The sequence below is a fragment of the Oryzobacter terrae genome (assembly GCF_042756445.1).
GTDB classification, from domain to species: Bacteria; Actinomycetota; Actinomycetes; order Actinomycetales; family Dermatophilaceae; genus Oryzobacter; species Oryzobacter terrae.
The window spans coordinates 886,301-907,044 of the sequence record NZ_CP170578.1 but is presented as its reverse complement, the minus strand read 5'-3'; the positions used below and the strand labels follow the sequence as shown (position 1 = coordinate 907,044).

Below are 20,744 nucleotides of genomic sequence, written 5' to 3'. Positions count from 1 at the left end.
TCAGGCCAGCCCGAAGCGCACGGTGACGCTCGCCGTGACCGTGGACTCGCCGGCCTCGACGGGCATCCCGCCCGAGGAGTCCATCGCCGTCTTGGCGAAACGGGGGGCCGGGGGCTCGCCGCCGCCGCCCTCGGAGACCCGCAGGACCGGGCCGAGCGGGCGGCCCGCGAGGTCGGCGTACTGCGCGGCGCGGGCGCGGGCGTCCTCGAACGCGGCCTCCCGGGCCCGCACGAGGAGCGGCGAGGGGTCGGCGACCTCGAGGGTGACCGCGTCGAGGCCGAACGCGTCGCCCGCCGCGCCCGCCATCGCGCCGAGGAGGTCACCCACCCGGTCGGGGTCGCGCACGACGAGGCGCAGGGCGTGGTGGGCGGTGTAGCCGACGACGGCCTGGCCCTGGCGGTCCCAGCGGGGGCTGACGCCCATCCCGCGGGTGCGCCGGTCGCGCTCGGCGACCCCGTGGTCGGCGGCGGCCTGGAGGGCGCCGGCGACGCGGCTCCCGGCCTCCCGGAGGGCGGTGGCGACGTCGGGCGCCTCGGACTGGACCCGGGCGTCGACGACGACGACGTCGGGCACGGCGCCGGCGGAGCCGCTGCCGCTCACTTCCACGTGGTCGGACATGCGCGTCACCCTAGGCCCGACGGGGTCCTCCGCCACAGGGGGTGGGGCCGGCGGCGTGCGCGGGAGTGCGTCGTTTCGGCCTACCTGCGGGTAGCGGGTTGACTGGTCCCCATGACCGTCGCGCCGTCGATCGCCAACTCCGTCACCGTCCGCCTCATCGTCCCGGCCCGGGCCACCGCCGTGAGCGAGCTGACCGGCGTCATCGAGGCGGCCGGGGGAGTCGTCACCGGCCTCGACGTCACGGCGTCGGGGGCGACCAAGGTCCGCATCGACCTCACGATGCTCACCCGCGACGTCGACCACGCCGAGGCGATCGTCGAGGAGATGCGTGCCGTCGAGGGCGTCGAGATCGGCCGGGTCTCCGACCGCACCTTCCTCATGCACCTCGGCGGCAAGCTGCGGATCGAGAGCAAGGTCCCGATCCGCACCCGTGACGACCTCTCGCTCATCTACACCCCCGGTGTCGCCCGCGTCTGCCTGGCGATCGCGAAGAACCCGGAGGACGCGCGCCGGCTCACCATCAAGCGCAACACGGTCGCGGTCGTCACCGACGGCACCGCCGTGCTCGGCCTCGGCGACATCGGGCCGCTCGCGGCGCTGCCGGTCATGGAGGGCAAGGCGGCCCTGTTCAAGCGGTTCGCCGACATCGACGCCTTCCCGATCTGCCTCGACACCACCGACACCGAGGAGATCATCCGCACCGTCAAGGCGATCTCCCCGGTCTTCGCCGGGATCAACCTCGAGGACATCTCGGCGCCGCGCTGCTTCGAGATCGAGGCCCGCCTGCGCGAGGAGCTCGACATCCCCGTCTTCCACGACGACCAGCACGGCACGGCGATCGTCGCGCTCGCGGCGCTGCGCAACGCCCTGCGGGTCGTCGGCAAGCGGCTCGAGGACGTCCGCCTCGTCATGAGCGGGGCCGGCGCCGCGGGCACGGCGATCCTCAAGCTCTTCCTCCACGCCGGTGCGCGCCACGTCGTCGTCACCGATGTCGACGGCATCGTCCACCGGGGCCGGGCCGACGTGCTCTCGGGCGAGCACCCCAACCACGCGTGGATCGCCGAGAACACCAACCCCGACGGCATGGTGGGCACGCTCACCGACGCCATGGTCGGGGCCGACGTCTTCGTCGGCGTCTCGGCCCCGAACATCCTCAGCGAGGAGGCCGTCGCGTCGATGGCGCCCGACAGCGTCGTGTTCGCCATGGCCAACCCGACGCCCGAGGTCGACCCCGTCGTCGCCGCGCGGCACGCCGCGGTCGTGGCCACCGGCCGCTCGGACTTCGCGAACCAGATCAACAACGTGCTCGTCTTCCCGGGGGTGTTCCGCGGGCTCATCGACTCCGGGGTGTCGCACATCACGATGGACGTCATGCTCGCCGCGGCCGACGCACTCGCCGGTGTCGTCCACGAGGACGAGCGCAACGCGACGTACATCATCCCGAGCGTCTTCCACCCCGACGTCACCACGGTGGTGTCCGAGGCCGTCAAGGCCGCCGTCGCCGGTCGTCCGGGGGAGTGAGCCCTCGCCCGAGCCGCGCCACCCGGGCGAGCCTGGCCCTCGCCGTCCTCGTCCAGCTCGTCGTCCTCTACGCGCCCGCGGGCACGACGCCGGCACCGTTCCCCCACGCGGACAAGGCGGTCCACGTCGCGGTGTTCCTCGTCCCGGCGGCGCTCGCGGTCCTCGTGACGGGCCGTCCGGCGGTCGTCTCCGCGCTGTTCGTGGCCCACGCGGTCGTGAGCGAGGTGGTCCAGGCGACCCTGCTGCCGCTGCGCGCCGGTGACCCGCTCGACGCCGTCGCCGACACGGTCGGGGTCGGCCTCGGGGTCCTCGTGGCGCACCTCGTCGTGCGGTCCGTGGCACGCGGGCCGGGTCGGCGCTGAGGGCCCGGACGGGCCGCCTCGTGGTCGGGAGGACGTCGCCGCGCTGGTAGTCTGGTGTCTCCACCGAGGTGCTCGGACGCATGGCCGCGTCCGCCGTTGTCGCAGAGTGCGACCCCGCTCCATCCCACCCGGTGCGCCGGTGACACCCTCGCGTCGAACCGGCCCGACGGACCCGGTGCACCAACCACCGCGTCCGAGGCTCGTCTTGCTCCGCCGTTCGCCATCGGCTCGAAGACGTGTCTGTCCACGTCCGACCGATGACGAAACACAGGTGAACCTCCCCATGCCCAAGAAGGCATCCGGGCCCAAGAAGGCCCGTTGGACCACTGCCCAGAAGTCCGAGGCCCGCAAGGGGCCGAAGAAGGCCCACCGCGGCCAGCCGGACGGTCCGCGCAGCGCGCCCAAGCGTGCCGCCCGCTCCGACTCCTCGGAGGGCCACACCAAGCGCCCCCGTGCCGAGCGGTCCCCCCGCTGGGACCGCGAGGACCCGCGTCGCCAGAGCGGCTCCGGCCGTCCCTCCCGCGACGACTCCCGGGGCTCGCGCCCCACCTCCGGTCCGACGGACCGATCCTTCCGCGGCGACGACCGCGGCTCGCGTTACCCCGCCGGTCGGTCCGACCGCGGCCCCTCGTCGTCCCGGGACACCCGGGACGACCGACCGAAGCGCTGGGTCTCGGACTCGCGCGAGGAGCGACACGTGCACCGTCCCCATGACGAGCGACCCCGTCTCGAGCGCGGGGAGCGCCCCGTGCGCGACCGCGCCCCCCGGGTCGCCGACCCCGTCCGCCGTGACCGCCACGAGGGTCGGCACGCCGACCGCGGCGGCTACCAGCAGCGCGACGACCGCGGCTCCGACCGCGGTGGCTACCAGGGCCGCGACGCCGGCTCCTCGGACCGCGGTGGCTACCAGCAGCGCGACACCCGTGGTGGCTACCAGGGCCGCGACGCCGGCTCCTCGGACCGTGGTGGCTACCAGCAGCGCGACACCCGTGGTGGCTACCAGGGCCGCGACGCCGGCTCCTCGGACCGCGGTGGCTACCAGGGTCGCTCCGGCGGTGGCTCGGACCGTGGCGGCTACCAGCAGCGCGACACCCGCGGGTCCTCGGAGCGCGGTGCGTACCCGCAGCGCGACGACCGCGGCGGGTACCAGAAGCGTGACGACCGTGGCGGCTACCAGGGCCGTTCCGGCGGCGCCTCGGACCGCGGTGGCTACCAGGGTCGCTCCAGCGGTTCCTCGGACCGCGGCGGCTACCAGGGCCGCTCCGGCGGTTCCTCGGACCGTGGCGGCTACCAGGGCCGCGACAACCGCGGTGGCCACCAGGGCCGTGACGACCGCGGCGACCGCCGCGGCGCTCCCGCCGACGGTGCCGTCTCCTTCGAGGAGGCCGAGGCGCTGCGCGCGGAGGCCGACACCTGGACCACGTACACCTCGACCGCCGGTGCGGCCAAGGAGGTGACCGAGGACAACGGCTTCGCCGCCCTCGGTGTCCCCGCGGTCCTCGTCGAGCGCCTGGCCCGCGACGGCATCGCCGACCCGTTCCCGATCCAGACGGCGACGATCCCCGACGCCCTCGCCGGGCGCGACGTCCTCGGCCGCGGTCGCACCGGCTCGGGCAAGACGCTGGCCTTCGGCCTGTCGATGATCACCCGTCTCGCCGACGGCACGCGTCCCGAGCCCAAGCGCCCGCGCTCGCTCATCCTCGTGCCGACCCGTGAGCTCGCCATGCAGGTGAGCGACGCCCTCGAGCCCTTCGTCCACGTCACCGGCCTGCGCCACAAGCTCGTCGCCGGCGGCCTGTCCTACGACCCGCAGATCAAGGCGCTCACCAAGGGCCTCGACATCCTCGTCGCCACCCCGGGCCGGCTCGCCGACCTCATGGAGCGCGGCGCGGTCGACCTCGGTGGCGTCCAGATCGCCGTCCTCGACGAGGCCGACCACATGGCCGACATGGGCTTCCTGCCCGAGGTCACCGCGATCCTCGACACGGTCCCCGCCGGCGGGCAGCGCCTCCTGTTCTCCGCGACGCTCGACAAGGGCATCGACACCCTCGTCGACCGCTACCTCGTCGACCCGGTCACCCACTCGACCGACGAGGCCCAGGCCTCGGTCACGACGATGAGCCACCACGTGCTCCTCATCGACCCGCAGGACAAGAAGGCCATGACGGCCGAGCTCGCCGGTCGTGGCGGCCGCGTCATCGTCTTCGCCCGCACCCAGCTCGGCTCCGACCGCATCGCCGGCGAGCTGCGCGACCGCGGCGTGCTCGCGGCGTCGCTGCACGGCGGCCTGTCGCAGAACGTCCGCAACCGCGTCCTCGGCGCCTTCCGCGACGGCTCGATGAACGTCCTCGTCGCCACCGACGTCGCCGCCCGCGGCATCCACGTCGACGACGTCGGCATGGTCGTCCAGGTCGACCCGCCGACCGACCACAAGGACTACCTCCACCGCGCCGGCCGCACGGCCCGCGCCGGCGAGGAGGGCGCGGTCGTCATGCTCGCGCTCCCGCACCAGCGCAAGATGGTGACCCGCATCATCGAGGGCGCCGGCGCCGAGGCCCAGACCGCGAAGGTCGCCCCCGGCGACGCGACGGTCCAGGCCATGGGTGGCCGCGCGCCGAGCGGGATCCCGGTCCCGGACGCCGTGTGGCGCCCGATCCTCGAGGGCAACCCGAAGCGCCGCGCCGGCGGTCGTCCGGGTGGTCGCCCCGCCGGCAAGTTCGGTCGCGCCGGTGGCGGTTCCCGCCGCGAGGGTGCTGCACGCTCCGGTGGGTACCGGGGCAGAATGGACGGGTGAGCGAGACCCACACCGGTCGCCTCCTCGTCGCGACCCCGCAGATCGAGGAGGGCGTCTTCCGGCGCTCGGTCGTCCTCGTCCTGCACCACGACGAGGACGGCGCCCAGGGGCTCGTCCTCAACCGTCCGATCGACGCCGACGTCGACGCCGTCCTCCCCGGGTGGGAGGAGCACGCCACCGAGCCGGCGAAGGTCTTCCAGGGCGGCCCCGTCCAGCTGGACTCCGCGCTCGGGCTCGTCGCCGTTCCCGGCGACGACCCCGAGCCGACGGGTGTCAAGCGGCTCTTCGGGGCCGTCGCACTGGTCGACCTCGACACCCCGCCCCTCCTCGTCGTGCCCGAGGTCGCCGGGCTGCGGATCTTCGCGGGGTACTCGGGCTGGTCGCCCGGCCAGCTCGAGGACGAGGTCCGCACCGGGTCGTGGTTCGTCGTCGACTCCGAGAACGGCGACGCGTTCACGCAGGACCCCGACGAGCTGTGGGAACGGGTGCTGCGGCGCCAGCCCGCCCCGCTGCAGTGGGTCGCGTGGTTCCCGGCCGACCCCACGCAGAACTGATCCTCCGGTGCCTCCGGCCTAGACTCGGGGGATGAGCGAGCCGATGTCCCCGCTGGACGACCCGAACGCCCCGTCCGGGCAGCCGCAGACCCAGACGGCCGTCCTCGAGCGGACCGAGACCGTGCCCCAGGTCGCGGAGCCGGGCGACCACGAGCGCTTCGCCCACTACGTGCGCAAGGAGAAGATCCTCGAGAGCGCCCTGTCCGGCGAACCGGTGACCGCGCTGTGCGGCAAGGTGTGGATCCCCGGCCGCGACCCCCAGCGCTTCCCCGTGTGCCCGACGTGCAAGGAGATCTACGAGGGTCTGCGTCCGCCGGAGGACGGCGGCGAGTGACGACGTCCGGGCACCTGCCGGCGGTCGGCCGAACGGCCGAGTCGCCGCGGCGTCCGGCCGGGCGTCCCGGTTTTCTCCATCGGCCCCGGCGAATCGGGGGCTACCCTCGTGCCATGACGGCGGCGGTACGCAGGTGGCCCCCCGCCCTGCGGGTGGGGTCGGTCGTCGTGCTCTTCACGGCGTTCGCCGTGGGCTTCCTCGCCCTGTGGGTGCAGGAGCGCCAGGCCGAGACCGAGAACCTGCGCCTGTACGAGAAGTGCCTGAACTCCGCGCAGGACGTCACCCAGGTCAAGGAGTGCACCACCGGGTACTACGTGCGCCGCGACGGGCGCAGCGGCGGAGCCGACGATCCCCTCCAGATCGCCCGGGCGGAGCAGCGTCTCGAGCAGCTGCGGATCACCGCGGCCGGCGGCGTCCCCGAGGTCGCCGGCACCGTCCCCGACACCCTCCCGACCGCGCCTGCCGCGCCCGTGGGGGCGGAGGTCGAGGAGGACTCGACGACGTCGTCCTCGACGACGACGGCTCCCGACGACACCCCGAAGACCGAGAAGAGCCCCAAGCCCGAGAACACGCCGGGCGAGGGCAACGGACAGGGCACGGGCACCGGCACCGGACCCGGGGTGCCGGCGACGCCGGCCCCTCGACCGACCGACAAGGGGAAGCCGACCGATGGGGGCCGGCCGACCGAGCCGGGCAGGCCCACCGACGCGGGCAGGCCCACCGACGCGGGCAGGCCCACCGACGCGGACCGGCCCACCGACGCCGGCCGACCGACCGATGCGGGGAAGCCCGCCACCACGGGGACGCCGGCGACGACCGCCGCCCCCGCCGCGACTCCTGCGCCGCCCGCCGGCTGACGGGACGTCCTGCGGGTGGGACCGGACGTCCCCGCCGTCGCCGAGGCGACCGGGACGGTTGACCGACGTTTTACGCACGCCAGACCTCCCGGTGGGGGAGCGGCTCCTAGGGTGCGAGCAGCCCGCACCTCCACGAAGGGTGCGGCCCACCCGGAAGGTCACCATGACTGCTCGAACGCTGGCCGCCGTCGCCGCCCTGGTCCTCGGCGCCGTGACGATCCCCGCCACCTCCGCCTCCGCCCGCCCCCTGGCCGGCGAGGCCTCCGCCGCCGCCGACTGCGTCACCCACGAGGGCTCCGCCCGCGGGACGGGGCAGGCCAAGGACACCAACGAGCTGAGCGCCGACCAGGTCCGGTCCAACGAGGCTGCGCTCACCCGGGCCCTGGCCGCCAAGGGCCTGGCCACCAACGCCAGGGGCCAGGCGGTCCGCACCGCGGCCGCGGCCCCCACCTCGACGACGGCGGCCGCCTTCGCCACGGCGACGGTCGACGTGTACGCGCACGTCATCACCGACGGCACGAGCAAGGTCACCGCCACGATGATCAGCGACCAGATCGCGGTGCTCAACAGCGCCTACGCGTCGTCGGGCTTCACCTTCACGCTCGTCTCCACCGACACGACGAGGAACGCGCGGTGGTACCAGAACCTGCGCTCGGGCTCGAAGGTCGAGAAGGACATGAAGCGGGCCCTGCGCCAGGGCGACATGGGCGACCTCAACATCTACACCGCCGACCTCGCGAACAGCCTGCTCGGCTGGGCGACCTTCCCGAAGGCGTCCTACGACTCCTACGACGGGGTCGTCCTCCTCGACACGTCGCTGCCCGGCGGCTCGGCCACGAACTACGACCAGGGCGACACCGGGACGCACGAGGTCGGCCACTGGCTGAACCTGTACCACACGTTCCAGGGCGGGTGCACCGGCTCCGGCGACCAGGTCTCCGACACCCCGGCCGAGGCCTCCCCGGCCTACCAGTGCCCCACCGGGCGCGACACCTGCACGGCCCCGGGGCTCGACCCGATCAAGAACTTCATGGACTACAGCTACGACTCCTGCATGAACACCTTCAGCCCCGGCCAGACCGACCGGATGCAGAACGCCTGGCTGGCCTACCGCGCCTGACCAGTTCCGTTGCGCGGCAGAGCGATCACGCTGCTGCGCTAGCACACCGAGGGCCCCGGCACCGACACGCCGGGGCCTTCGGTGTGTCGGGGCCCGGGGCGGTTATGGTGGCCGTCGCCCATGAGTACCTCTGCAGCCGAGCACCTCTCTCCCGCCTTCCCCGAGCGCGCCGCGTGGGGTACCGCCGGGAAGCTCCGTGCGTGGCAGGAGCAGGCGCTGGCCCTCTACCTCCACCGCGACGCGCGCGACTTCCTCGCCGTCGCGACCCCCGGGGCGGGCAAGACGACCTACGCCCTGCGGATCGCCACCGAGCTCCTCGACCGCGGCCTCATCACGGCCATCACGGTCGTCGCGCCCACCGAGCACCTCAAGACGCAGTGGGCCGACGCGGCGGCGCGGGTCGGGATCCACCTCAACCCTGCGTTCTCGAACTCGGTCGGCGTCCAGTCGCGCGAGTACGACGGGGTCGCCGTCACCTACGCCCAGGTGGCCACGAAGCCGCAGCTGCACCGGCGCCGCACGGAGGCCGAGCCCACCCTCGTCATCCTCGACGAGATCCACCACGGCGGGGACGCGAAGTCGTGGGGCGACGGCATCCGCGAGGCCTTCGAGCCCGCGACCCGCCGCCTGTCGCTCACCGGGACGCCGTTCCGCTCCGACACCAGCCCCATCCCGTTCGTCCGCTACGAGATGGGCCACGACGGCATCCTGCGCTCGGCGTCGGACTACAGCTACGGCTACGCCCCGGCACTGCGCGACGGCGTCGTCCGGCCCGTCATCTTCCTCGCCTACGGCGGCGCGATGCGCTGGCGGACCAAGGCCGGCGACGAGATCGCCGCCAACCTCGGTGAGCCGATGACCAAGGACCAGACCGCCCAGGCGTGGCGCACGGCGCTGGACCCGAAGGGGGAGTGGGTGCCGTCGGTCCTCGTGGCCGCCGACAAGCGGCTGAGCGAGGTGCGACGCCACGTCCCCGACGCCGGCGGGCTCGTGATCGCGTCGAACCAGACGAGCGCGCGCGCCTACGCGAAGATCCTCACGGAGGTCACCGGGGAGGCCGTGACCGTCGTGCTCTCCGACGACGCCGGGTCGAGCGCCCGGATCGAGGAGTTCTCGGCGGGGACCCAGCGCTGGATGGTCGCGGTGCGCATGGTGTCCGAGGGCGTCGACGTGCCTCGGCTGTGCGTCGGGGTCTACGCGACGTCCACCTCGACGCCGCTCTTCTTCGCCCAGGCCGTCGGCCGCTTCGTGCGGGCCCGCCGGCGCGGCGAGACGGCCTCGGTCTTCCTCCCGTCGGTGCCGGTCATCCTCACCCACGCCGCGACGATGGAGGAGGAGCGCGACCACGCCCTCAACCGCCCGACGTCCGACGAGTCCGAGGCCTCGCTGTGGGCCGAGGAGGAGGGGATGATCGCCGCCGCCAACCGCACCGAGACGGCGGCGGGCCTCGAGGAGACGAGCTTCGAGGCGCTGGAGTCCGACGCGCACTTCGACCACGTCCTGTTCGACAAGACCCAGTTCGGCCTCCACGCCGAGGTCGGGTCCGAGGAGGAGCAGGACTACCTTGGGCTCCCCGGGCTGCTCGAGCCCGACCAGGTGGCCCACCTCCTGCGCGAGCGGCAGGCCAAGCACGCCGGCTCGACGCGGCGTCGCGCTCCCGCCGAGCCGTCGGGCCCGTCGCCGGTGTCGGCGCACCGCGCGCTCGCCGCGCAGCGCAAGGAGCTGAACAAGCTCGTCGCGGCGTACTCGTCGAAGACCGGTGCGGCCCACGCGAGCATCCACCTGGACCTGCGGCGAGCCTGCGGGGGCCCCGAGCTCGCGACGGCGACGAGCGAGCAGGTGACCGAGCGGGTCGGCAAGATCCGCCAGTGGTTCGTCGGACGCCGCTGACCGTACGAAGACCGGCCAAGAGGTCACATCAGGGACGTCGGCGAGCCGTACCCGTCGTGACCTGCTGGTCGATTCCTGTACGGGGGGTGTCAGTGCCCGTCCGTGGTGCCGCGTGCGGCGGCGGCGTCGACGAGGGGTCCGGTGCGGTGGTCGAGGTGCGTCACGAGGCAGATCGCCGTGTTCGCGCGCAGCACGTGCGTGTCGTCGATGATCTCGTCGATGACGCGCCCGAGGTCGGCGTTGTCGCGGGCGACGATGCGCACGACGAGGTCGCCCACCCCGGTGATGGAGTGGATCTCGAGGACCTCGGGGATCGCCGACAGGTGCGCGACGACCGGGGCGTGGCCCTGGCGCTGGCGGATCTCGAGGGTGCAGAACGCCGTGACCGGGTAGCCGAGCGCCCCCGCGTCGACCTGCGGCGCGAACGACTTGATGACGCCGCGCTCCTGCAGCCGGTCGAGCCGGGCCTGCACGGTGCCGCGGGCGACCCCGAGGCGGCGCGAGGCCCCGAGCACGCCGACGTGCGGGTCGGTGGTGAACAGGGAGACGAGTCGCGCGTCGAGGTCGTCGACACCGGTCTGGCGGGCCATGGTCACATTGTCCGTTGTGCCCGGTGACCGGTGCAACCCTGTGGTCAAGGTGATCAGTCGAAACGCCGAGCGTTGCACACCCTGCCCGCTTCGCGCACAGTGGCGGGATGACCGACACGACGATGACGTCTCCCGACCACCTCGACCTCACCGAGCAGGAGCGCCAGGCCGGCCTCGACCTCCAGCAGCTCAAGCAGCTCGTCGGGCTCGTCGAGTACGACGAGACCCAGGACCCGTTCCCGGTCACCGGGTGGGACGCCATCGTCTTCGTCGTCGGCAACGCCACGCAGACCGCGCACTACTACCAGTCGGCGTGGGGCATGGAGCTCGTCGGCTACACCGGTCCCGAGCACGGCGTGCGCGACCACAAGGCGTTCGTCCTCAAGTCCGGCTCGATCCGCTTCGTCGTCAAGGGCGCGGTCACCCCCGACAGCCCGCTCGTCGCCCACCACGCGGCGCACGGCGACGGTGTCGTCGACATCTCCCTCGAGGTGCCCGACGTCGACCGCTGCATCGCCCAGGCCCGCCGCGCCGGCGCCCGCGTCGTGCAGGAGCCCGAGAACCTCACCGACGAGCACGGCACGGTGCGCGTCGCCGCCATCGCGACCTACGGCGAGACGCGCCACACCCTCGTCCAGCGCGAGGTCGACGGCGTGACCTATGCCGGCCCCTACCTCCCGGGGTACGTCGACGCGGGCTCGACCTTCGTCAAGCGCGACGGTGCGCCCAAGCGCCTGTTCCAGGCCCTCGACCACATCGTCGGCAACGTCGAGCTCGGCAAGATGGACGAGTGGGTCGGGTTCTACAACAAGGTCATGGGCTTCGTGAACATGGCCGAGTTCATCGGTGACGACATCGCCACCGACTACTCCGCGCTCATGAGCAAGGTCGTCGCCAACGGCAACCACCGGGTGAAGTTCCCCCTCAACGAGCCGGCGATCGCGGCCCGCAAGAGCCAGATCGACGAGTACCTCGAGTTCTACGGCGGCCCCGGCGCCCAGCACCTCGCGCTCGCGACGAACGACATCCTCCGCAGCGTCGACGAGCTGCGCAAGGAGGGTGTGGAGTTCCTCGACACCCCCGACGCCTACTACGACGACCCCGAGCTCCGCGCTCGCATCGGCGAGGTCCGCGTCCCCATCGAGGAGCTGAAGTCGCGCAAGATCCTCGTCGACCGCGACGAGGACGGCTACCTCCTCCAGATCTTCACCAAGCCGCTCGGCGACCGCCCCACGGTGTTCTTCGAGATCATCGAGCGGCACGGCTCGCTCGGGTTCGGCAAGGGCAACTTCAAGGCCCTCTTCGAGTCGATCGAGCGCGAGCAGGACAAGCGCGGCAACCTCTGACGAGGATGGGGACGTGACGCGCGTCCTCCTCCTGCCGAGCCCGTTCCTGCCGGCCCACGTCCTCGCCCCGCTCGCCGACGCCCTCGGGCGCCGCGGGTGGGGCGTCGTCGTGTCCACCCCGCCGGCCGCGCCGCGCAGCGCCGCCGCGGTGCTCGAGGTGTTCCGTGTCGACGCCGCGCGCGCGGTGCCGGACGTCGTCCTCGCACACAGCAACGCGGGTCGGTTCGCGGCCCACGTCGCACCGGAGGGCGCCGTCGTCGTCTACGTCGACGCCGCCCTGCCCCCGGAGTCGGGCGACGCGCCCCTCGCGCCGGCACCGCTCGCCGACGCGCTCGCCGCGGTCACGGACGAGGACGGCCTGATGCCGCCGTGGACCCGCTGGTGGGACGAGGACGACCTGGCGCCGGTCGTGCCCGACCCCGAGGTGCTCGCGCGGATCCGGGCCGACGAACCCCGGGTCCCGCTGGCGTACCTGCGTGACCGGCTCGCCGCCCCGGCCGAGTGGCAGTCGCGGCCGAGCGCGTACCTCGCGTTCGGCGGCACCTACGGTCCGGAGACCGAGCGGGCCCGCGACCTCGGGTGGCCCGTCGAGGTCGTGCCCGGCGCGGCCCACCTGCACCACCTCACCGACCCCGAGGGCGTCGCGGAGGCCGTCGTGGCGCTGGTGGCCCGGGCGGGCCACGGGACCCTCCCGGGCTAGTAGTTCCGGGAGTCGACGAGCGAGGACCACGGGGTCACCGGGCGCGGCACCGTCACGCCGTCGAGCTCGAGGTCGGTGCGCTCGGAGTAGAAGCAGATCATCCCCTTGATGGCGGCGACCTCGTCGAGCGGGTGGGTGTAGCTCCAGCCGAGGTCCACGCCCTCCCGGCCGAGGTCGGGGAAGGCCTCGGGGTCGAGGGAGACGTAGGTCGCGTGGCCCTTGTAGGCGCACGTCGAGGTCGACGGGCTGCCGACGAGCAGGTCGGTGTCGACGTCGTCGTGCGGGACGTACCAGCGCACCGGGATGTGCGTCTCGTGCAGGGCGAGGGCGTGCCGGGTGTCGGCGAGGACGCGGCCGCCGAGGCTCACGACGACGTGCCGGTCGCTGCGGAGCAGGTCGATCCGCTTGAACGGGTCGTGGGGGTGGCCCGTGACCGGGTGGGCCTCCTCGACCCAGGCGAACGGTGTCCACTCGATGACGACCCGTCCGTCGAGGTCGGGGTCGTCCGGGGCGAACGCCGCGGCGGCGACGGTCTGGTCCCCGACGACGACGTCGAAGGACCGGCCGGGCGTCGTGTGCCACTCGAAGTGGACGGGTCCGAGCACCGGCGGCAGGGGGTCGGGCAGCGGGGTGGGCTCGCGCTCGACGAGACCGGCGGCGACGTCCCGCACCGGGACGGCGTACATCGGCACGACCCGACGCGGCTCCCAGACGAGGACGGCGTCGAGCGTGTCGAGGACCGGCTCGCCACGACGGCTCGCGCGGATCCGGCGCGCGACCGGCTCCCACCGCAGCTCGCCGGTGAGGGACATGAGGTGGGGACCCAGCCGCAGCGCCATCCGTCGATGGTGCGCCGCCTGCGGTGCCACGGTCAACGGCTCGGGCGGCGGCGTGCGCGCCGGGGGACGCGAGGGAAGGGGCGCGGAGTGATGACTCGGTGGCGACTCGGTGGTGGTGCGGTGGTGGCGAGGGCGTCGTGGGGGCGGTGCAGCGGTTCCTGGGCGGGACGTCCATCCCCGCGTGAGACCCTGACCCCATGACCGACACCCCCGCCGGACCCGGCTGGTACGAGGATCCCGACGACGCCGACCAGCTGCGCTACTTCGACGGCATCGTCTGGACGTCCCACACCAACCCCCGCAAGTCCCCGACGGCGGAGCACTCGAACATCGGCCGGGCCGTCCAGCCCGGCCCGGGTGCGGGGTCCTGGGGGGCGCCGGGATCCGCCGGTCCGCCCGGGGCGCCGCCGCACGAGGGCGGTCGGCACGCGTCCGGGCAGGGCGGCCCCGGCGGGTACCACGGCTACGGCGCCCCGACGGGAGCCCAGGGTGGCTGGCAGGCGGCGCGCACCGACGTGCTGCCCGACGGCAGCGTGCTCGCCGAGTGGTGGCGCCGCCTGCTCGCGCGCATCCTCGACTCGATCTTCTCGAGCGTCCTCGGGCTCATCGTCGCCATCCCGTGGCTCGGCCCGGCGATGGACGTCCTGGAGCGGACCCTCCAGGACTTCTCGACCGCCGCCGGCGCCGGGAACCAGCCGGACATCGCCGGATTCAGCGCCGACTTCGCCGAGGCCCTGCTGCCCGTGACGATGGTCAGCCTCATCGTCTCGCTCGTCTACGAGATCGGCTTCCTCACGTGGAAGTCGGCGACCCCCGGGAAGATGCTGCTCGGCACCGTGGTCCGCCGCGTCGGCGACGGCGAGCCGATCGGCCTCGTCACCGCGGCCCGGCGGCAGGTCGTCGGGCTCATCGCGTCGGCCATCGCCTTCGTGCCGTTCCTCGGGCTCTTCTCGACCGTGCTCAACGTGCTGGACCCCGCCTGGCTGCTGTGGGACCCCAAGCGGCAGACCCTGCACGACAAGGTCGCCGACACGGTGGTCGTCCTGCGCCGTTGACGGGGCCTCGTCGCGACGGGCACGGTGTCGCGTCACCTGCGTGGTGGTGCGGTCTCGGGCTCGTCGATGGAGCGGGGTCGGCTCGCGCTCGCGTGTCGCCCTGCGCTCGTCGCCGTTCGCCGGGCGGCTTCGGAGGAGGGTGGTCGGCCGGGTCGGTCTCGCGGAATGGCGGTTCCCTCATCCTGGGTGGTTCCACCTCTTGGATGACGCGAAAGACGGTGCGGATCATCCACATTCGGTTCTCGAACACTTGTGCGAACAGGAGGTGGCCACTAAAATCGGGGCAAGGGGAGGGGGTGTCCATGGACGTCGAGACGGGGAGCATCGTCGGTCATCAGCGGGTGGGCGACACCGCCTTGGCCGACGCCCTGACCTCGGTGTCCGAGCGACTGGCATCCCGTCGCGACCTGCCGGGAGGACGTGACGAGCTCGTCGAGCTCATCGCCGCCGCCCAGGTTCTCGTCAACACCACGACCGCGCTCCAGGACTCCGCCATCGCCACGCTGGCCGCCGTCGAGTCCGGTTGGGCCGAGGACGGCACCCTTGCCGACGTCGTGCGAGGGCCCGGCCATGTCGCCCTCGACACCGCTGACCTCGTCGCCCCCTCGATCGGCGCGTCACACGGGCAGGCCCAGCGTCGGGTCGACCAGGCGGTCCGCCTCGCTGCCTCTCGCGTCCCGGTGGTCAACGACCCTCGCGAGGTCCCGCAGGAGTCGGGCCTGGCCACCCTGCACGAGGCGATGCGCGAGGGCCGGCTCGACGTCTACCGCGCCGGAGTCGTCGCATTCGAGCTGGCCGAGGTCCCCGCAGAGGTTGCCGAGACCGTGGTCGCCGCCCTCGACGGGCACCTCGGCGCCGAGCCTGCGCCCGCGCTCCGTCGGAGGTGCCGCCGCCTCCTCGCGCGGATCAGCCCCGACCTCCTGCGCCGACGGGCCGAGCGCGCGCGGCGCGAGACCGGGCTGAGGCGCTGGGTCTCCGAGCCGGGGGTCGACGCGTGGTGGGGGACCTTCCCCAGCGAGGACGCCGCCTCGGCCTGGGCCGCCATCGACGAGCTCGCCCGCCAGTACGTCGCCGACGGCGTGTGCACCGGCATCGACCGGGCCCGCGCCAAGGCCCTCACCGACCTGGTCACCGCGAGCTCCACCGTCACGTACTCCATCGTCCTCACCGTTCCCGACGGCGAGTCCGCCGGTGGATCCGCGGCCGATGCGGCTGACCGGCCTGTGCAGGAGTCCAGCGACCAGCGGCCGACCACGGGTGCCGGTCGCACCGGGACGAGGAGCTGCGTCGGGCGTGACGACGACCTCGTCGAGGTCCGTGGGCTGCGGCCGTCGGAGGCGTCGCTCGTCTCCCGCGAGTGGCTCGCGGCGCTCCTTGAGGCAGGGCAGCACGCCTCGCGCCCACCGAACCCCAAGCGTCGGGAGCGACCTCAGGGCGACGCAGAGGAACGGCGACACGGGGGTGACGAGGAGGTCGAGGTGCGGACCGCGCACTGCCACCGCGAGACCGGCGCGATCCTCGACGCCACCGTGGTCAACGGGTACCGCCCTCCCGACTGGCTCGCCGCCCTCGTGAGGTCACGCGATGGCCGGTGCCGCTTCCCGGGTTGCTCCGTGGCCGCGCGATTCTGCGACCTCGACCATGCCCGACCTTGGCCGATCGGGCGCACCGAGGCCGCCAACCTCGCGTGTCTCTGCCGGCGACACCACCGCATCAAGCAGCGGGCCGGTTGGCGCGTGCGGATGCTGCCGGGCGCCCTGATGGAGTGGACCGACCCGACCGGGCGCGTGCGCTGGACCCACCCGATCGACGCGCTCGCCGCCGTCGTCCTCGCCGGATCCGGAGGCCCCGTGGTGCTCGAAGAGGTCGAGGGACACCAGGCGGAGCCGGTGACCCGCGAGTTCAGCACGGTCGATTTCGATCTCGAGCACCTCTTGGCAGGCGTACCGCCGAACTCGATGTCTCGCGTGCGCGGCGACATCGGCCGGCGACTGAGGACGTCGACGGGCTCGACCGCCGATGCGACCGGCGCCTTGGGGTGGCGAGAACGGGTTGAGACCTGCCGGACGGCCGAGTTCCGGGGCCTCGTCCTTCACGCGGACACCGGTTCGCGACCTGGCTGCGGAACCGGTCGCGTCCGGTCACGGCGCAACCGCTGGCCCGACGCACCATCCTTCTGACCCGGCCGCGCGACCATGGTCACCACGGCAACGTGGGCGCGGGGACGTCGGCGCCCGCACCTAGCCTGTGCGGATGGAGCTGGAGTTCAGCGGGGTCGTCTGGCACTGGCGCGGTCCGTCGCCGTACCACTTCGTGTCGGTGCCCGACGACGAGTGCGGCGCCCTCGAGTCCGTCTCACCGCAGGTGAGCTACGGCTGGGGGATGATCCCCGTCGCGGGCCGGGTCGGCTCCACCTCGTTCACGACCGCGCTGTGGCCCAAGGACGGCGGCTACGTCGTGCCGCTCAAGGACGCCGTGCGACGGGCCGAGGACATCGAGCTCGACGACGTCGTCACCGTCCGGCTCACCGTCGACGGCGTCTGGCGCCGCTCCTGCGGTTCCGGCTGGTTCAGCGAGCGGGGGCGATGGTGCCGACGACCTCGCCGAGCCCGATGACCGTGCCGTCGGCTCCGGGAGCGGTGGCGCGCACGGTGACCCTGTCGCCGTCCTCGAGGAAGGTGCGCGTCGACCCGTCGTCGAGGGTCAACGGCTCCTCGCCGCTCCACGTCAGCTCGAGGAAGCAGCCGCGGGTCGACTTCTCGGGCCCCGAGACGGTCCCCGACCCGAAGAGGTCGCCGCTGCGCAGCGAGGCCCCGTTCACGGTCATGTGGGCGACCATCTGCGCCGGCGACCAGTACATGTCGCGGAACTCCGGGCGCGAGACGACCGTGCCGTTCCAGTCGACCTCGAGGTGGAGGTCGAGGCCGTAGGCGGTGCCGGCGCCGTCGTCGGTGGGCTCGCCGCGCAGGTACGGCAGGGGCTCGGGGTCCTGCCCGGGAAGCGGCACGCGTGCGGCACGCAGGGCGTCGGTCGTGACGACCCACGGCGAGATCGAGGTGGCGAACGACTTGCCGAGGAACGGGCCGAGGGGCACGTACTCCCAGGCCTGGAGGTCGCGCGCCGACCAGTCGTTGAGGAGGACGACCCCGAAGAGGTGGTCGTCGGCGTCGGCGAGCGGCACGGGCTCGCCGAGCCGGGTCGACGCACCGACGACGAACCCGAGCTCGGCCTCGATGTCGAGGCGCACGGACGGCCCGAAGACCGGGAGCGGCTCGGTGGGGGGCTTGCGCTGACCGCTGGGGCGCACGACCTCGGTCCCCGACACGACGACGGTGCCGGACCGGCCGTGGTAGCCGATGGGCAGGTGCTTCCAGTTGGGGGTGAGCGGCTCGGAGTCGGGGCGGAAGATCCGGCCGACGTTCGTCGCGTGGTGCTCGCTGGCGTAGAAGTCGACGTAGTCGGCGACGTCGATCGGCAGGTGCATCGTCACGTCGGCGAGCGGGACGAGGTGCGGCTCCACCGCGTCACGGTGCGCCTCGTTCGTCAGCACCTCCGTGAGCCACTCGCGCGCGGCGGTCCACGCCTCGCGGCCCTGCTCGAGGAAGGCGTTGAGGGAGGACGCCCGCCACACGACCGCCGACTCCATCCCGGCGTGCTCGGCGGCCGCGGCGAGGTCGAGGACGTGGTCGCCCACGCGCACCCCGACCCGGCGCTCGTCGTCGCCCACGGAGAAGACGCCGTAGGGGAGGTTGTGCACGCCGAAGGGGTGGTCGGTGGGCAGGTCGAGCCAGGTCATGGCGTCCTTCCGGTGGGGGTGTCGAGGAGGCCGAGGTCGGCGAGCTCGCCGAGGGGGTCGGTGACGGTGCAGCAGCCGTACCCGGTGAGGAGGCTGCGCACGGAGGTCGCGGTGGCGTCGGGCCACGCGGCGACGAGGTCGGCGAGGGCCGTGGCGTCGCGGACGGCGAGGAGGCCGGCGACCTCGGCCCTCCCGGCGCCACGGGACGCGGCCGAGGTCGCGACGAGGACGTTGAGCAGGCCGTGGTTCTCCTCGGCGACGCCGGCGACCTCGTAGGTGCCGCGGGCCGCGTGGTGCAGGCCGCCGGTGAGCTTGACCGGCACGTCGAGGGCGGCGGCCCGCACGAGGGTGTCGGCGAGCTCGTCCTCGTCGGGCCAGGGCCAGGTGGGCGTGGGGCCGGTGCGGAACTTCGCGACGACCGGGAGCCCTTCCTGCAGCGCGGTCCGGAGGTCGGCGAGCGCGACGTCGTGCTGCTCGCCGCGGGGGACCTCGAGGGCGAGGGGCAGGTCGTCGAGGCCGAGGTCGCGCCAGCCGTCCTCCCAGCCCAGCTCGGCGCCGACGACCCTGGCGTCGGCGTGGTCGTGGAGGGCGTCGCGCGCGGCGGTCAGCGTGGCGGGGTCGGCTCCGGGCCGGGCGACGAGGACGACGTCCAGGACCGGGACGTCACCGGTCCCCGCGTCGAGGAGCGCGACGAGGTCGGCGACGCCGGCGGCGGCGAGGAGGAAGGGCCCCACGGCCGGCGCGTACGGCGCGGTTCGGTGGGCCCGGTGGGCGGCGACGGCCTCGGGGAGGGGGAGGGCCGCCGGGGGGAAGAGGGCGGCGTCGTCGACGAGGCCCCGCAGGAGCGGGGAGTCCGGCGACCAGCGCGCAGCGGGTCGGTCGCTCGTCGTCGAGGGCATGGTCGGCAGGCTACCGACTCCGGGCGGGCTGTCCCTGCGGCGGCACCTGCGCTGTGCAGCCTGACCACCCCGCGGTGGTGGACACCGCGCGATCTGACCAATGTGCCGTCGGGTGGGGGCGAGACTGTCCGGTCGCAGGGCCACGGCCTAGGCTGACGTGACCGACGAGACCACAGCGAGGTGGACCAGACCAGTGGCGCACTACCAGGCGATGGGCAGCATCCCCCCGAAGCGGCACACCCAGCACCGCCGTCCGGCGAAGCGGGGGAAGGTCGGAGAGCTCTACTCCGAGGAGCTGATGGGCGAGGAGGGGTTCTCCTCCGACTCCAGCCTGCTCTACCACCGCAACATCCCCTCGACCGTCGCCGAGTACCGCGAGTGGACCGTCGGAGACCTCTCCACGACGGCCAACCACCCGCTCCTGCCGCGCCACCTCAAGCCGCATGACCTCTTCCCGGCGAAGGTCGTCAAGGACACCGACGTCGTCACCGGCCGGCGCCTGCTCCTCGGCAACGGCGACGTCCGCCTCTCGTACGCCGTGGCCGGCAGGACCAGCCCCTGGTACCGCAACGGCATCGGCGACGAGTGCGTCTACGTCGAGCGCGGCACCGCCCGCGTCGAGACCGTCTTCGGCGCCTTCGAGGTCGGCGAGGGCGACTACGTCATCATCCCGAGAGCGACGACGCACCGCTGGATCCCCACCTCCTCGGCGCGCAACCCGCTGCGCACCATCTGCATCGAGGCGAGCAGCCACATCGCGCCGCCGAAGCGGTACCTCAGCAAGTACGGCCAGCTCCTCGAGCACAGCCCCTACTGCGAGCGCGACCTGCGCGTGCCGCAGGGCCCGCTCCTCGCCGAGGACGTCGGCGAGAGGGCCGATGCCGAGACCGAGGTCTTCATCAAGCACCGTGGGGGAGGTCCGTCGAGCAGCGGCGGCATCGTCGGCACGGTGCACGTGCTGCCCTTCCACCCGCTCGACGTCGTCGGCTGGGACGGCTGCCTCTACCCGTACGTGTTCAACGTGCGCGACTACGAGCCCATCACCGGGCGCATCCACCAGCCGCCGCCGGCCCACCAGGTCTTCGAGGGCTGGAACTTCGTCATCTGCAACTTCGTGCCGCGCAAGGTCGACTACCACCCCCTCGCCATCCCGGTGCCGTACTACCACTCCAACGTCGACAGCGACGAGGTCATGTTCTACGTCGACGGCGACTACGAGGCGCGCAAGGGCTCGGGCATCGCCAAGGGGTCGATCTCCCTCCACCCGGGCGGGCACGCCCACGGGCCCCAGCCGGGGGCCGCCGAGGCGAGCCTGGGCAAGGAGTACTTCGACGAGCTCGCCGTCATGGTCGACACCTTCCGCCCGCTCGAGCTCGGCGAGGGCGGGCGCGCCTGCGACGACGGCGTGTACGCCGGGACGTGGAACGCCGGACGCCGCTGACGCCACCTCGGCGCCGTGGTCGGGGCCG

General features: G+C 73.4%; 19 protein-coding genes. 14 read left to right on the top strand and 5 right to left on the bottom strand.

Annotated elements, in window-relative coordinates; translation table 11 throughout:
• Entirely contained in the window at positions 1-618 is a 618-nt protein-coding gene (locus ACFWN3_RS04300; protein WP_377643766.1) for an SIMPL domain-containing protein, read from the bottom strand.
• Between the two features lie 111 nt (positions 619-729).
• On the opposite strand from ACFWN3_RS04300, the gene ACFWN3_RS04295 reads away from it, so the two are divergent.
• The 8 genes from ACFWN3_RS04295 to ACFWN3_RS04260 all read left to right on the top strand — a co-directional run bounded on the left by ACFWN3_RS04295 (position 730) and on the right by ACFWN3_RS04260 (position 10,050).
• Entirely contained in the window at positions 730-2,139 is a 1,410-nt protein-coding gene (locus ACFWN3_RS04295; RefSeq protein ID WP_377643764.1) for an NAD-dependent malic enzyme, read from the top strand.
• Positions 2,136-2,501: a VanZ family protein gene (locus ACFWN3_RS04290; protein WP_377643762.1), complete on the top strand. Its 366-nt coding sequence runs from the start codon at positions 2,136-2,138 to the stop codon at positions 2,499-2,501. The genes ACFWN3_RS04295 and ACFWN3_RS04290 overlap by 4 nt, the downstream gene beginning before the upstream one ends.
• A 271-nt stretch (positions 2,502-2,772) precedes the next feature.
• A complete protein-coding gene (locus ACFWN3_RS04285; RefSeq protein ID WP_377643760.1) occupies positions 2,773-5,295 on the top strand; it encodes a DEAD/DEAH box helicase in 2,523 nt (840 codons plus the stop codon).
• Positions 5,292-5,849, top strand: coding sequence for a YqgE/AlgH family protein (locus ACFWN3_RS04280; protein WP_377643758.1), 558 nt, complete (start codon positions 5,292-5,294; stop codon positions 5,847-5,849). The genes ACFWN3_RS04285 and ACFWN3_RS04280 overlap by 4 nt, the downstream gene beginning before the upstream one ends.
• Positions 5,850-5,880: 31 nt before the next feature.
• A complete protein-coding gene (locus ACFWN3_RS04275) occupies positions 5,881-6,183 on the top strand; it encodes a DUF3039 domain-containing protein (RefSeq protein WP_377643756.1) in 303 nt (100 codons plus the stop codon).
• 113 nt (positions 6,184-6,296) lie between these two features.
• Positions 6,297-7,040, top strand: coding sequence for a hypothetical protein (locus ACFWN3_RS04270; protein ID WP_377643754.1), 744 nt, complete (start codon positions 6,297-6,299; stop codon positions 7,038-7,040).
• Between the two features lie 163 nt (positions 7,041-7,203).
• The gene (locus ACFWN3_RS04265; RefSeq protein WP_377643752.1) at positions 7,204-8,160 is read left to right on the top strand and encodes a zinc metalloprotease; all 957 of its coding nucleotides are present in this window, start codon (positions 7,204-7,206) and stop codon (positions 8,158-8,160) included.
• Between the two features lie 120 nt (positions 8,161-8,280).
• On the top strand, positions 8,281-10,050 hold the full coding sequence (locus tag ACFWN3_RS04260; protein WP_377643750.1) for a DEAD/DEAH box helicase: 1,770 nt from the start codon (positions 8,281-8,283) through the stop codon (positions 10,048-10,050).
• A gap of 89 nt (positions 10,051-10,139) precedes the next feature.
• Here ACFWN3_RS04260 and ACFWN3_RS04255 read toward each other — a convergent pair whose 3' ends face one another.
• A complete protein-coding gene (locus ACFWN3_RS04255) occupies positions 10,140-10,640 on the bottom strand; it encodes an Lrp/AsnC family transcriptional regulator (RefSeq protein WP_377643748.1) in 501 nt (166 codons plus the stop codon).
• Between the two features lie 107 nt (positions 10,641-10,747).
• Here ACFWN3_RS04255 and hppD point away from each other — a divergent pair, with 107 nt between their 5' ends.
• Complete coding sequence (hppD, locus tag ACFWN3_RS04250; protein ID WP_377643746.1) at positions 10,748-11,986, top strand: 4-hydroxyphenylpyruvate dioxygenase; 1,239 nt, start codon at positions 10,748-10,750, stop codon at positions 11,984-11,986.
• 13 nt (positions 11,987-11,999) lie between these two features.
• Positions 12,000-12,686: an alpha/beta fold hydrolase gene (locus ACFWN3_RS04245; protein ID WP_377643744.1), complete on the top strand. Its 687-nt coding sequence runs from the start codon at positions 12,000-12,002 to the stop codon at positions 12,684-12,686.
• Here the strand turns inward: ACFWN3_RS04245 and ACFWN3_RS04240 are convergent.
• Entirely contained in the window at positions 12,683-13,525 is an 843-nt protein-coding gene (locus ACFWN3_RS04240) for a DUF427 domain-containing protein (RefSeq protein WP_377643742.1), read from the bottom strand. The genes ACFWN3_RS04245 and ACFWN3_RS04240 overlap by 4 nt on opposite strands.
• Positions 13,526-13,722: 197 nt before the next feature.
• Between ACFWN3_RS04240 and ACFWN3_RS04235 the strand changes: the two genes are divergently transcribed.
• The 3 genes from ACFWN3_RS04235 to ACFWN3_RS04225 all read left to right on the top strand — a co-directional run bounded on the left by ACFWN3_RS04235 (position 13,723) and on the right by ACFWN3_RS04225 (position 17,196).
• Positions 13,723-14,580 carry an RDD family protein gene (locus ACFWN3_RS04235; protein WP_377643740.1) on the top strand — a complete coding sequence of 286 codons (858 nt, stop codon included), beginning with the start codon at positions 13,723-13,725 and terminating at the stop codon, positions 14,578-14,580.
• A 302-nt stretch (positions 14,581-14,882) separates the two neighbouring features.
• Positions 14,883-16,760 (top strand): HNH endonuclease signature motif containing protein, encoded by a 1,878-nt coding sequence (locus ACFWN3_RS04230; RefSeq protein WP_377643738.1) that lies wholly within the window; start codon positions 14,883-14,885, stop codon positions 16,758-16,760.
• A 73-nt stretch (positions 16,761-16,833) separates the two neighbouring features.
• Entirely contained in the window at positions 16,834-17,196 is a 363-nt protein-coding gene (locus ACFWN3_RS04225) for a DUF1905 domain-containing protein (RefSeq protein WP_377643736.1), read from the top strand.
• On the opposite strand, the gene fahA is transcribed toward ACFWN3_RS04225, so the two are convergent.
• Entirely contained in the window at positions 17,150-18,376 is a 1,227-nt protein-coding gene (fahA, locus tag ACFWN3_RS04220; RefSeq protein ID WP_377643734.1) for a fumarylacetoacetase, read from the bottom strand. The genes ACFWN3_RS04225 and fahA overlap by 47 nt on opposite strands.
• Positions 18,373-19,275 (bottom strand): hypothetical protein, encoded by a 903-nt coding sequence (locus tag ACFWN3_RS04215; RefSeq protein WP_377643732.1) that lies wholly within the window; start codon positions 19,273-19,275, stop codon positions 18,373-18,375. Before ACFWN3_RS04215 ends, fahA begins: the two co-directional genes overlap by 4 nt.
• A 193-nt stretch (positions 19,276-19,468) precedes the next feature.
• Here ACFWN3_RS04215 and ACFWN3_RS04210 point away from each other — a divergent pair, with 193 nt between their 5' ends.
• Positions 19,469-20,716, top strand: a complete 1,248-nt coding sequence (locus ACFWN3_RS04210; protein WP_377645527.1) for a homogentisate 1,2-dioxygenase — start codon at positions 19,469-19,471, stop codon at positions 20,714-20,716.
• Positions 20,717-20,744: the final 28 nt, after the last annotated feature.

Bases quoted from the DNA above. Each gene is read 5' to 3' on its own strand.
- ACFWN3_RS04300 (WP_377643766.1), bottom strand. From the start codon at position 618: ATGTCCGACCACGTGGAAGTGAGCGGCAGCGGCTCCGCCGGCGCCGTG.
- ACFWN3_RS04295 (WP_377643764.1), top strand. From the start codon at position 730: ATGACCGTCGCGCCGTCGATCGCCAACTCCGTCACCGTCCGCCTCATC.
- ACFWN3_RS04275 (WP_377643756.1), top strand. From the start codon at position 5,881: ATGAGCGAGCCGATGTCCCCGCTGGACGACCCGAACGCCCCGTCCGGG.
- ACFWN3_RS04270 (WP_377643754.1), top strand. From the start codon at position 6,297: ATGACGGCGGCGGTACGCAGGTGGCCCCCCGCCCTGCGGGTGGGGTCG.
- ACFWN3_RS04265 (WP_377643752.1), top strand. From the start codon at position 7,204: ATGACTGCTCGAACGCTGGCCGCCGTCGCCGCCCTGGTCCTCGGCGCC.
- ACFWN3_RS04260 (WP_377643750.1), top strand. From the start codon at position 8,281: ATGAGTACCTCTGCAGCCGAGCACCTCTCTCCCGCCTTCCCCGAGCGC.
- ACFWN3_RS04255 (WP_377643748.1), bottom strand. From the start codon at position 10,640: ATGGCCCGCCAGACCGGTGTCGACGACCTCGACGCGCGACTCGTCTCC.
- hppD (WP_377643746.1), top strand. From the start codon at position 10,748: ATGACCGACACGACGATGACGTCTCCCGACCACCTCGACCTCACCGAG.
- ACFWN3_RS04240 (WP_377643742.1), bottom strand. From the start codon at position 13,525: ATGGCGCTGCGGCTGGGTCCCCACCTCATGTCCCTCACCGGCGAGCTG.
- ACFWN3_RS04235 (WP_377643740.1), top strand. From the start codon at position 13,723: ATGACCGACACCCCCGCCGGACCCGGCTGGTACGAGGATCCCGACGAC.
- ACFWN3_RS04230 (WP_377643738.1), top strand. From the start codon at position 14,883: ATGGACGTCGAGACGGGGAGCATCGTCGGTCATCAGCGGGTGGGCGAC.
- ACFWN3_RS04225 (WP_377643736.1), top strand. From the start codon at position 16,834: ATGGAGCTGGAGTTCAGCGGGGTCGTCTGGCACTGGCGCGGTCCGTCG.
- fahA (WP_377643734.1), bottom strand. From the start codon at position 18,376: ATGACCTGGCTCGACCTGCCCACCGACCACCCCTTCGGCGTGCACAAC.
- ACFWN3_RS04215 (WP_377643732.1), bottom strand. From the start codon at position 19,275: ATGCCCTCGACGACGAGCGACCGACCCGCTGCGCGCTGGTCGCCGGAC.